Annotated in this window: 9 protein-coding genes; 4 read left to right on the top strand and 5 right to left on the bottom strand. The window is 42.3% G+C overall.

What is annotated here, in order from left to right:
• Positions 1–9: 9 nt before the first annotated feature.
• From hslV to priA, 3 genes are all read right to left on the bottom strand, one after another.
• Complete coding sequence (gene hslV / locus VOI46_RS01735) at positions 10–528, bottom strand: ATP-dependent protease subunit HslV (RefSeq protein WP_004589336.1); 519 nt, start codon at positions 526–528, stop codon at positions 10–12.
• Between the two features lie 79 nt (positions 529–607).
• A complete protein-coding gene (locus tag VOI46_RS01740) occupies positions 608–1,135 on the bottom strand; it encodes an SPOR domain-containing protein (RefSeq protein ID WP_004589337.1) in 528 nt (175 codons plus the stop codon).
• Between the two features lie 11 nt (positions 1,136–1,146).
• Positions 1,147–3,333, bottom strand: coding sequence for a primosomal protein N' (gene priA, locus VOI46_RS01745; protein ID WP_004589338.1), 2,187 nt, complete (start codon positions 3,331–3,333; stop codon positions 1,147–1,149).
• 232 nt (positions 3,334–3,565) lie between these two features.
• Here priA and rpmE point away from each other — a divergent pair, with 232 nt between their 5' ends.
• Together rpmE and VOI46_RS01755 are read left to right on the top strand one after the other, a co-directional pair.
• Positions 3,566–3,781 carry a 50S ribosomal protein L31 gene (rpmE, locus tag VOI46_RS01750; protein ID WP_004589339.1) on the top strand — a complete coding sequence of 72 codons (216 nt, stop codon included), beginning with the start codon at positions 3,566–3,568 and terminating at the stop codon, positions 3,779–3,781.
• A 520-nt stretch (positions 3,782–4,301) separates the two neighbouring features.
• Complete coding sequence (locus tag VOI46_RS01755; RefSeq protein WP_004589340.1) at positions 4,302–5,543, top strand: malic enzyme-like NAD(P)-binding protein; 1,242 nt, start codon at positions 4,302–4,304, stop codon at positions 5,541–5,543.
• Between the two features lie 61 nt (positions 5,544–5,604).
• On the opposite strand, the gene metJ is transcribed toward VOI46_RS01755, so the two are convergent.
• Positions 5,605–5,925 (bottom strand): met regulon transcriptional regulator MetJ, encoded by a 321-nt coding sequence (gene metJ, locus VOI46_RS01760; protein ID WP_004589341.1) that lies wholly within the window; start codon positions 5,923–5,925, stop codon positions 5,605–5,607.
• A 268-nt stretch (positions 5,926–6,193) separates the two neighbouring features.
• Here metJ and metB point away from each other — a divergent pair, with 268 nt between their 5' ends.
• Both metB and metL read left to right on the top strand, forming a co-directional pair.
• Positions 6,194–7,441 carry a cystathionine gamma-synthase gene (metB, locus tag VOI46_RS01765; protein WP_004589342.1) on the top strand — a complete coding sequence of 416 codons (1,248 nt, stop codon included), beginning with the start codon at positions 6,194–6,196 and terminating at the stop codon, positions 7,439–7,441.
• A 6-nt stretch (positions 7,442–7,447) separates the two neighbouring features.
• Positions 7,448–9,793: a bifunctional aspartate kinase/homoserine dehydrogenase II gene (gene metL, locus VOI46_RS01770; protein ID WP_004589343.1), complete on the top strand. Its 2,346-nt coding sequence runs from the start codon at positions 7,448–7,450 to the stop codon at positions 9,791–9,793.
• Positions 9,794–9,847: 54 nt separating this feature from the next.
• On the opposite strand, the gene VOI46_RS01775 is transcribed toward metL, so the two are convergent.
• Positions 9,848–12,364: a PBP1A family penicillin-binding protein gene (locus tag VOI46_RS01775; protein WP_004589344.1), complete on the bottom strand. Its 2,517-nt coding sequence runs from the start codon at positions 12,362–12,364 to the stop codon at positions 9,848–9,850.
• Positions 12,365–12,394: the final 30 nt, after the last annotated feature.

Genomic DNA, 12,394 nt, shown 5'->3' on the forward strand with positions numbered 1-12,394 from the left:
TGGGTCCTATTATAATTCTTCGATTGTTTGGAAGTTGTTGGTAAATACACAGATGTTGCCAGCAATGGTCAGGCTTTTTTCTACGATATCGCGAGCGCTTAAATCGGTGTTTTCTAATAGGGCAGTGGCTGCTGATTGAGCAAAGTTACCACCGCTACCAATGGCAATTAAATCGTTTTCTGGCTGCACTACATCACCATTGCCGGTGATAATTAGTGAAGCAGTTTCATCTGCAACCGCAAGGAGTGCCTCAAGCTTGCGTAAGGCTCTGTCGCTACGCCAGTCTTTGGCCATTTCTACAGCGGCTTTAGTGAGGTTACCTTGGTGCATTTCTAGTTTGCTTTCAAAGCGTTCGAAAAGGGTAAAGGCATCAGCAGTACCGCCGGCAAAACCAGCAATTACTTTGCCATTATAAAGGCGTCGAACTTTACGGGCGTTGCCCTTCATTACGGTATTACCAAGTGAAACTTGGCCGTCGCCACCAATTACTACTTTATTGTCGCGGCGTACACTTACGATAGTGGTCATGTTATTCCTCATCATCAAGCTGCGGGGGCAGCTTGTAAAAAACGATTATGATGAGGTTATATGGGTGAATGGACTAATTTCAAGTCCAGCCCCAAATTCCGCAGCTAACAACATGCACTCGTTTGAGTTTGTTTTTGTCGCTTTCGGCTTGGCGCTTTGTTTTATAAGGACCTAAACGCACTTTATACCAAACACCATTAGTACCTGTGGTCTTTTTAATTTCAGAAATTAAGCCCGCAAAGGCAATTTTAGCTTTGAGGGTTTCGGCTTGTGCGTGTGTTCTAAACGACCCACACTGCATAACATAGGGGCCTTTTTGCTCAATTTCTCTTACTTCAACTTGGATCTCGTGCTCTTTAATTTCTTCAATGAACTTAGGAGCGCGAGGTTTAGCTATTTCTACTTTTTCAGCTGTTTTAGGGTGCGCCTGCTGCTCAACAAGCTCAGGGTCGGCGTTATTTTTAATAAACCATAAGCCGTAAGCAAAGCCGCCTACAAGCAAAACAGTAATAACAACCAAAAGTATAGGAAATGGTTTTTTAGCAGGGGCTTGCTTGGTGTTTTTTCTACCCGCTGGTTTTTTATTAATATAATCGTGCTGTGCCATTTGGCTTTAACCTAAATCATGTCTATAGGGTCAACATCAAGGCTCCAGCGCACTTTTTGTGCAAGTTTGCTGGTGCTTAAATAGTCGACCATTTGCGCAAGATACTGATGCAATACTTTGCGGTCTTGCGCTTGAATATGCAATTGAAACCGGTACATACCCGCCACTCTTTCTAGTGGGGCAGGAATTGGACCGAGCAATTGTATACCAGATACACCGTTAACAGGAACCAAATCCGTCAAAAAATCGACAACGAGCTTAATACTGTGCCCTTGTGCTCTAACTATAGCCATATTGGTAATGGGTGGAAGGTCGGCATCATCACGCTCACTTAAAGCAAAACGGGCAAAATCTTGGTAGCCATTATTTACTAAGTCTTGCAATAAAGGGTGTTCAGGAAAGTGGGTTTGCAGTAATACTTGGCCTGGCTCACCAGAGCGACCCGCGCGCCCAGCAACTTGAGTTACCAGCTGGGCTAAATGCTCTGTGGCTCTAAAATCGCACGAGTACAAGCCGCTATCTACATCTAATATAAGCACTAAGCTAACATCGGCAAAATGATGACCTTTAGCCAACATTTGTGTGCCCACTAAAATACGCGCCCCGCCTTGGTTTATCTCCTCTAAGGCTTTTTCTAAGCTCCCTTTACGGCGGGTTGAATCGCGGTCGATGCGGGTTACGGGTGTATCGGGGAATTCACTCGATAAAAATTCTTCAATTTGTTCGGTGCCTTTACCGTTAGGAAAAATTTGTGTGCTACCGCAATCAGGACACTGGTGAAGTACTGGGTGTTGCTCCCCACAGTGGTGGCAAATCATTTGGCCAATGGCTTTATGAAAGGTTGCGCTGGTGCTGCAGCGATTACACTCACTCAGCCACCCGCATTCGTGACAAATTAGCGTAGGAGAAAAGCCACGACGATTTAAAAACACCATAACTTGCTTACCACGGTTTAAATGTTGGCGCATAGTGGCAAGACTTGCGTGTGCAATACCGGCTTGGTCGGGCTGGCCTTTCATATCGAGCAACATAAACTGATTATCGGTCGCAGTTTGTGCGCGCTCTGTAAGGCTTAAAAGTTGGTATTTGTTGTTTATAGCTTTGTGCAGTGTTTCGAGCGCAGGGGTGGCACTGCCTAAAATAAGCGGTATTTTGTGCTGAAATGCCCGATAAGCGGCTAAATCGCGTGCGTGGTAGCGTAAGGTATCTTGCTGTTTAAACGATGAGTCATGCTCTTCATCAACCACTATCATTCCTAACTTTAAAAAAGGTAGAAAAATACTCGAACGGGTACCTATTACAATAGCGCAGCTGCCTTTTTCGCAAAAACGCCATGTTTGCAAGCGTTCGTTATCGGTTAGGGCAGAGTGCCATAGCATAATTGGCGTATCGGGAAAGCGACGACGAAATCGGTTAACAGTTTGTGGCGTTAAGCCTATTTCAGGCACCAATACTAAGGCTTGCTCGCCACGTTGAAGGACTTCTTCTAGGCATTGTAAATATACTTCGGTTTTACCACTGCCTGTCACACCTTCTAATAAAAAGCTTTTAAAGCCAACACTTTGATTTATTGTAGTGCACGCTACGGCTTGCTCTTTATTAAGTACTGGCTTAGTGCCAACTGTGGGGGCAACGCTTTGCCATTGATTATCATGCTCAATGCTTTGGGTTATAAGCTCTTTATCTATTAAGGCATCTATTGTTTTTTTACTAAAGCCGAGCGCTTTTAGCTCGGTTATCGACGACTTACCCGATTGTGCGAGTTGCTTTAATAAATTTAGCTGAGTTTTCGCTTTTAATGATGGAACCTTTGCGCCTTTTTCGGTAAGGCTAATCATGTTAATGCTGGTTTTATCTGGGTTTTCACCTTGGCGAAGCGCACCTGGCAGCGCAATGTGTATGGTTTCGCCGAGCGGATAGCAATAATAGCGTGCAGTAAAGCTAAGCAGTTCTAAATGCTGTGATGATAAAATAGGGGTTTGGTCAATAACCTCAGTAACCTCTTTAATTTTGTTCTCTGGCACGTCGGTATGCGTTTTAAGAGCAAGAACAACCGCTACTTTCTTTTGATTGCCAAAGGGTACTAAAACACGCATCCCTGGCATAATAGGCGCCGAGGGCGAGATGAGTTGTTCATCTATTTTATAATCAAAGGTGCGTGGTAACGGAACTTTAATAGCAACTTCAACAAAACGCATAACAACTCATGTGATAAAGGGTAATAGCTTAATGTACTAAAAATAAGACTAAAAACCTACATACAAATGGATGCGGTAGCGCTGGTTGGTTACTTTTTTGGCAAAAAGCGTAATTAAAGCTTGTGCGGGGCAAGCTAGTTGGATAAAATCCGCGGCCTATAAATTTGTTTTAACGACGTATGGTGCCAGACTTCGGGTTTGGAGAGCGATGCGGCCTTAACTAGAGGTTCCTATGAAAGAAGGTATTCACCCTAAGTACGAAGCAATTTCTGCAACATGTTCATGCGGAAACAAATTCGAAACTCGTTCTACTCTTTGTAAAGACATTCACCTAGACGTATGTTCTGCGTGTCACCCGTTTTACACTGGTAAGCAAAAGATTTTAGACACTGGCGGCCGTGTTGATCGCTTCAACAAGCGCTTCGGTGCACTTAGCAGCAAGAAGTAATTATTGCTGTTTAGTAAAAAAAGCACCTTCGGGTGCTTTTTTTGTGCCTAAAATTCATCATTTTTACTAAAAAATCACCGATTGTTGCCGTACTACGTGTGCATAACTATTTCCTGTTCTTATTCTGAATATGCATAAACCTTTGCAGACAAACTCACAATTCTTCTCTATATTTTTTATACGTTAATTTTTAACCAAGCTGCTAAAAGTGCTTATCGTGGCGATATTTGTTTTTAACGGTGATAAACGCGCCATATTGGTGCATTTTACTCTTTTAATATTCTGCTATTTTACAAAAATACTGGCAGGGCAAAATGAACCTCAAAAAGCACTTTTTGAATGAATTTTTATTTGTTTAATATTGATAACTTTTAGCGAAGTTGCTGATAAGTCACTTAAAATTAACGGATATAGCATATAACAGGATAGACCTGATATTGCTTGGAATTTAAAAATAATAAGAGTATCTTAGCCCCATACTCCCTCTCACTTAACTTAAATTGCAGGATACCATCGCGTTATGTCAGATTTTCGTGAACAAGCATTACACTACCACTCTCACCCCGTTCCAGGCAAAATCAGCATTGAGCTAACAAAACCAGCCGAAACGGTGCAAGATTTAGCATTAGCATACAGCCCTGGTGTTGCAGAGCCTGTGCGCGAAATTGCAGCAGACCCAGCCAATGCATATAAATATACCGGTAAAGGTAATATGGTTGCGGTGATCAGTAATGGTACGGCAATTTTAGGTTTGGGTAATTTAGGGCCATTAGCCTCTAAACCTGTTATGGAAGGTAAAGCGCTTTTATTTAAACGTTTTGCTGGCCTAGATTCTATTGATATTGAAGTTAAGCATCGCACCACCGAAGACTTTATAAATACAGTGACTAATATTGCCGATACGTTTGGTGGCATTAACTTAGAAGATATTAAAGCGCCAGAGTGTTTTGAAATTGAAAAAGCACTTATTGAGCGTTGCAGTATTCCGGTTTTTCATGATGACCAACACGGTACCGCTATTGTAACTGCGGCAGGTATGCTTAACGCCTTAGAAGTGCAGGGCAAATCAATAGAAGATGCCATTATTGTATGTTTAGGTGCAGGCGCTGCAGCGGTTGCTTGTATGGAGCTGTTAATTAAGTGTGGTGCACTGCGCGAACATATTTATATGTTAGACCGCAAAGGGGTTATTCATACTCGCCGCGATGACTTAAACGAATACAAACAGCTTTTTGCTAACAATACAGATAAACGTACTCTACAAGATGTAATTGCTGATGCTGATGTGTTTGTAGGTGTATCGGGTCCTAACTTACTTGCACCTGAAGATCTAAAACTAATGGCTGATAAGCCAGTGGTGTTTGCATGTTCAAACCCAGATCCTGAAATTGCACCTGAGCTTGCGCACAGTGCACGTAAAGACTTAATTATGGCAACGGGGCGTTCTGATTTCCCTAACCAAGTTAATAATGTTTTATGTTTCCCGTTTATTTTCCGTGGTGCACTTGATGTACGTGCAAGCGCAATTAACGATGAAATGAAAATAGCGGCTGTTGAAGCTATTCGTAGTATTGCTAAAGAGCCAGTGCCTGAGCAAGTATTAAAAGCAGCGGGTGTAGAAAAGCTCGAATTTGGTGCAGACTACATTATTCCTAAACCGATGGACCCGCGTTTATTACCACGTATAGCCAAGGCGGTTGCTATTGCTGCTGTTGAGTCGGGCGTGGCACAAATTGACTTACCGGAAAATTATATGGCGTAATATATAGCGCTGAAACAAAAAAACCTCAGCATGCTGAGGTTTTTTTGTTTAAAAAGACGTTTTATTCTTCGTCTAAAATAGGCACTTCTAAACCCATTTCTTGCATTATTTTTTTAACCTCTTCAGGTACTTTTTCTGCGTTATCTTTACGTAGGTCATCATCATTAGGTAATGGCTGGCCTGTAAAGGCATGCAAAAATGCTTCGCATAGTAACTCGCTGTTTGTTGCATGACGCAGGTTGTTTATTTGACGACGTGTACGCTCATCAGTTAATACTTTTAATACATTTAGCGGGATCGAAACGGTGATCTTTTTAACTTGCTCTGATTTTTTCCCGTGTTCTGCGTATGGGTGAATATACTCACCATTCCATTTAGCCATAAGATGTATCGTTGCCTCAGATTATTAATTTCTCACACGGCGTAAAAAGCGTGTAAATATGCGTGAAATTCTATCGTTTTAAAAAAGATAGTCAAATAATAGATAGCAATCTATCTTAATAAGCTGGCTGTAATAGTAAATACAGCCTCCTTGAAGTTTTACACATCTGTTATTTTTAGCCATCTAGAGCTTTAAAAGCTTTGACTTATTATAATGGATAACTTACTCTTTTAGACGTCTAAACATCCAAATTGATCAGGTGACGAATATGAGCGAAAAAAACAAAGCAACCATTGCTGTACGAAATGGGGTTGATGCCGATAAACATCATGGCGCCGTTGTACCGCCAATTTATTTATCGACGACTTATTCGTTTGCCGATTTTGATACTAAGCGCGCATACGACTATGGACGCAGTGGTAATCCTAATCGCGATATTTTAGCTGACACTCTAGCAGAGCTTGAAGGTGGCGCACGCGGAATTATTACTGCTACGGGCATGGCAGCAGTGCACTTAGCCACACAGTTATTAAATAACGATGATACATTGGTTATTCCTCACGATTGTTATGGCGGCAGCTACCGTTTATTTACGTCGTTAGAAAAGCGCGGCTTGCTTAAACTTAAAGTGCTTGATTTAACTAAACCAGAAAGCCTAGAACAAATTTCAACCATTAAACCTAAATTAATTTGGATAGAAACACCAAGTAACCCTGTGCTGCGCCTAACGGACATTAAAGCCGTGACGGATATAGCTAAACAGTGCGGTGCATTAGTGGCCGCCGATAACACCTTTTTATCACCGGCATTACAAAACCCAATTAAGTTTGGCGTAGATATTGTTGTGCACTCAACCACTAAATATATAAACGGCCATTCTGATGTTGTAGGCGGTTCAGTTGTTGCTGCAACACAAGAGCTAGGTGATGAGCTTGCTTGGTGGGCCAATAACATTGGTATTACCGGCGCACCATTTGATAGCTATTTAACATTACGTGGTTTACGTACTTTAAATGTGCGTTTAAAACAGCACCAAGAAAATGCCCTGGCAATTGCTAAATACCTAGAAAGCTCTGAGTATGTTAGCCAAGTTTACTACCCAGGCCTTGAATCGCATCCTCAACATGCGCTTGCTAAAGCCCAACAGCTTGGGTTTGGTGGTATGGTTAGTTTTGATATTAAAGGCGATGTGAATGATGCCGCGGCGTTTTTAACAAGCCTTAAAGAATTTAGCTTAGCAGAATCGTTAGGTGGAGTTGAGAGTTTAATTTGTCATCCTGCGACCATGACTCACGCAGGTATGGAAGCTCAAGCACGTTTAGAGGCGGGTGTGGGCGATACGCTAATTCGTATTTCGGTCGGTATTGAAGATATAGAAGACCTACTGGCTGATTTTGAACGTGTATTTAACTTAGTTAAACCTGGTCAAAATAAAAATGTAGGGCGTGTTGGTAAAGCTGCAGGCAATGCCAATGGTGATGTAAAGCAGCAGGCTGCTCATCCAGCGTTGTGGTGATTGAGTATGGTAAAAAGTGTACATAAATTTGGCGGCTCGAGCTTAAGCTCGGGCGAGCGCTATCAAAGTGTGGCAAAAATAATTATTGGCCACACACAGCCTGGCGATTGCGTGGTTGTATCTGCTGCGGGTAAAACTACCGATACATTGGTTTCGCTGTGGCAAAGTTATCAACAACAAGATAAGCAAGCTGTCGCTGATATTTTGCTGCAATTGAGTAATCACCAAACGGCATTAATTGAAGAGTTATTAAAAGCCGATGCTAAACACACGGCTTTAGCTGTGTTAGCGCAAGAGCTAAGTGATGTAGCAGAGCAAGCCAGCAAGCAGCAGTTGCAAGAGGCGGCTTTACTGGCGCATGGTGAGCTGTGGTCTGCGCGATTATTAGCAGCCTATTTAACGCAATTAAACATTCAAGCGTGTGCTCATGATGCTAGAGCGCTGTTTAGTGTAACAAGCGGGGAGCTTTTGCATGCGCAAAACAAACAGCAATGCAGCCAAGTTATTGATGCAAATAAAATTAACGTAGTAACAGGGTTTATCGCAGCAAGTGCTGATGGTAAAACAGTTACGCTTGGGCGCAATGGCAGTGATTACAGCGCCACCTTATTAGCCAATTATTGCGACGCACAAAATGTATGTATTTGGACTGATACGCCAGGGGTATTTAGTGCCGACCCACGTAAAGTTGAAAAGGCGATTAAGTACAACAAGGTGTGCCGTGAACAAGCTAACTTATTAGCTCGATTGGGTAACCCTGTGTTACATGCTAAAACGCTTTCGCCTTTAAAAAACAGTAATATTAAACTGGCTGTACGTAGTAGTTTTGATGTGCAAACTGCTCCTACCGATATTGTAAAACAAGGCAAAGCTAAGCAAAAACGTTTTATTACTACATTACAAAACGTTGATTTACTGCTCGTTGAAGGCCTTAACGCGGGAGAAGTGGCGCATGTTAGCCAGCTTATTCAGCACAGCCTTCATCATTTTATACACAACGGCGATACATACTTAGTTGTGCCCGCGGGTGCAACGCATCAAGTAGTGAGTTTTTTCGCTGGGCGAGCAAATATAAGCGAGTCTAATTTAAATGGCTGCGCGGTGGTTGCGCCTACGCAAGATGTTTATACGCTAAGTACATTAGCGGCTGAGGTTTTAAATCAGCAAAGTATTCACCCTCGTTTTATCCATCAAGATACAGGCTATACATTGCTATTAACGGATCAGTTAATAGAAAGCGATGTACTTAGTTTATTGCACGAAAAATTAATTAATAAAGGCCAAGAAGTTGCTCTGGTTGTGGCTGGCTTAGGTAATGTAGGCGATGAATTTTTAAGCCAGCTAGATGCTCAATTTAAGCGTTTGTCGGGCGATTATAGTATTAAGCTAGTTGGGTTAATTCGCTCGCAACATATGCTATTTAATGCCTCGGGTATTACACTCGGACAGTGGAAAAAACAATGGCAGCATAATGCCGTTGCTTATGAGCAGGCGGATTTATTAAGTGCATTAAACGAACTTGATTACGAGCACAAAGTTGTTGTTGATATAACGGCAAGCGAGCAATTTAGCCAATTATACACCGACTTTGTAGAGCGAGACTGCCATTTAATAAGTGCTAACAAGTATGCGGGCACTGCTGCATCTAGTTGGTATAACGCGCTGCGCCAAAGTATTAGCGAGCGTAATTTGCATTGGCGCTACAACACCAGTGTAGGGGCAGGGTTGCCGATTAACTTTGCGTTGGCCGATTTACAAAATAGTGGCGATAAAATTACGCGTATTGAAGGTGTTTTCTCGGGGACACTCTCGTGGCTATGCAGTAAGTACGATGGCAGTGTGGCATTTTCTGACCTTGTTCTTGAAGCGCAAAAAATGGGCTTTACAGAGCCTGATCCTCGCGAGGATTTATCGGGCCGGGATATGCAACGTAAATTGCTGATACTTGCGCGCGAGCTTGGCATTGAATTAGATTTAGATGATATAAGCTTACAAGCATTAATGCCTGATGAGTTAGCCCAAGGTTCATGGGGTGACTTTTTAGCGAATAAAGATAAGCTAAATGCCTTTATTAAACACCATGCCGATGCGGCAAATGCTCAAGCTGCTGTACTTAGGTATACCGGTTTATTGGCATTAGAGCAGGGTAAAGTATCGGCGAAGGTAGGTATAACTTACGCGCCTAAAGGGGACGCCTTAGCTAACTTAACACCTGGCGATAATATCTTTGTTATTAATAGCCAGTGGTACAACGAAAACGCCTTAGTAATACAAGGCCCAGGGGCGGGCAAAGAAGTGACCGCCGCGGGCGTGCACTCTGATTTATATTGGTTAGTTAAAAACTTAAAATAGCGCAGCAAATATTAATAGTAAAACGGCAGCTTGTGTAAGCTGCCGTTTTTGTTTTTAGAATAACTCTTCTTCTGTTTTTGTATCTTCTTCAAAAATATCAGTTGGCTGAGACAGCACATATTTTGTAGGCGCAGTGCCTTTTTCAAAATATTCAAAGCGACTGGTGTAGTCGTTTTTATGACTTAACAAACCTGTTTTTAAATCGATACGAATTGAAACTAGCCCTTCAGGAGGCTCTATTGGCGCCTCTGGTGTGCCCTCAAGCGCCACTTTCATAAAATCAACCCAAGCAGGTTGTGCCGTTTTGGCGCCCGATTCAGCGCCAGAGATTTGGCTGCTATCTAGGTTGTTATTATAGGTGGAGCGCCCTAACGAGTTACCTGGGTTGTCAAAACCAACCCATACAGACGTTACTACATTGCGGTTAAAGCCGCTAAACCAAGTATCAACAGAGTCATTGGTTGTGCCTGTTTTACCCGATAGATCGCGTCTATCTAATGCTTGCGCACGCCAACCTGTCCCGCTCCAGCCTGTTTTATGGGTCCAGCTACCGCCACCCCATACTGCGCTGTGCATTGCTTCAGCAATTAAAAAAGCATTTTGCTTTGAAATAACACGTGGTGCACAACGTGGTTGCGTGGCTGTATCATCTGTTATGTCGGTATCTAGGTTATTGTTGGCAAAGCTATCCACTGCTTGAGAGACGGGTAATAGCTCGTCTTCATCGCAAGCAAGAGCCGGGTTTGCTTTAAATAGTACATTGCCATAAGCATCTTGAATTTCAGATATAAAGTAAGGTTCAATTAAGTGACCGCCATTAGCAAATGCGCTCATGCCGCGAGCAAGTTCTAATGGCGTGATTGATGCACTGCCTAATGCTAACGATTCACTGCGGTTAATATCAGCATCTTTAAAACCAAACTTAAGCAAGTGATCGGCGGTGCGTTGTAACCCTACACCGCGAAGTAAGCGCACAGAAATAACGTTTTTAGATTGCGCAAGTGCACGGCGAATACGTATAGGGCCATTATAAACTGCTGGGCTGTTTTTTGGTCGCCACGCTACACCTAAACTTTTATCCCACTGGTTTATTGGCGCGTCGTTTAAAATAGAGGCTAATGTATAGCCATTTTCGAGCGCAGCAGAATATATAAAGGGTTTAATATTAGAGCCAACTTGGCGTTTAGCTTGTACCGCTCGGTTGTATTGGCTTTGCTCAAAACTGTAACCGCCTACTATAGCTTTAATACGGCCATCTTGTGGGTCGAGTGAAACAAGTGCACTGGCAGCTTCTGGTATTTGGCTTAGTAGGTAACTGTCGTCGTTATTTTTACGCAGCCATATTTGCATGCCAGGGGTAAGAATGTCAGTAGCGGCTTTAGGGGCAAAACTTTGGCGGTAGCGAGTAATGTATTTGCGCGCCCATTTTAAATTATCCCAATCAAGTGTGGTGCGCTGGCCATTCTTTAAAATAACGTCAGCGGTTTTCTCTGTCACATTTAACACCACGCCAGCATGCAAATCAGCTATTTCTTTAACAGGTTTTAGCCTTTCTATAATTTGCTGCTCACTTAAGGCGGGCTGTGTTTCTGGATCCCATAACACGTCTACAGGCCCACGAAAGCCATGACGCATATCATAGTTATGTAAATTATTAACTAAAGCTGTTTGCGCAGCCTTTTGAACTTTAGACTCCACAGAGGTAAATATTTTAAAGCCAGAGTTATATGCTTTTTCTACACCGTAGCGCTCAACCATCTCAGCACGAACCATCTCAGAGATATAAGGGGCGTAAAGGTCTATCTCAGCACCGTGAAAATAAGCTGTGATAGGCTGGTTAGCCGCATCGTTGTATTGCTGTTGCGTAATATAGTTTTCAGTAAGTAAGCGACCAAGCACTACATTACGACGTGCTTTAGCTCTAATTGGGTTACGAATTGGGTTAAGCGCCGAAGGGGCTTTAGGTAAACCGGCAATCATTGCCATTTGTGCAAGAGTGAGGTCTTTTAGCTCTTTACCATAGTAAACTTGAGCAGCAGCCCCAATACCAAATGCACGATTACCTAGTTCTATTTTATTAAGATACAGCTCAAGAATTTCGTCTTTTGTTAATACACTTTCAATATGTAGAGCTATAAAAATCTCTTTAACTTTACGAATATACGCTTTTTCTCGTGTTAAAAAGAAGTTACGAGCAAGCTGCATAGTAATGGTACTCGCGCCCTGTTTTTTCTCACCTGTTGAAATTAACACAATAGCAGAGCGGACAATACCAATAGGGTCTATACCAATATGGTCATAAAAACGGTTGTCTTCTGTTGCTAAAAAAGCATCAATTAAAGGCTGGGGGATTTCGTCTATAGTGACGGGGATGCGGCGTTTTTCACCAAATTGATTAATTAAGAGTCCATCTTTGGTAAAGACTTGCATAGGGGTTTGTAATTGCACGTCTTTTAAAACTTGCACACTGGGGATATCAGGTTTAACGTAATAATAAAGGCTGATTAAAGTGATCAGACCAAATAACGTGCAAATGATAAAAAATTGTAATGTTCGTTTTAATAAAATCACTTATATTTCCCTAAATGGACTCCCAATTGC

It is taken from the genome of Pseudoalteromonas sp. CuT4-3, from assembly GCF_035666335.1.
Lineage (GTDB): Bacteria > Pseudomonadota > Gammaproteobacteria > Enterobacterales > Alteromonadaceae > Pseudoalteromonas > Pseudoalteromonas atlantica.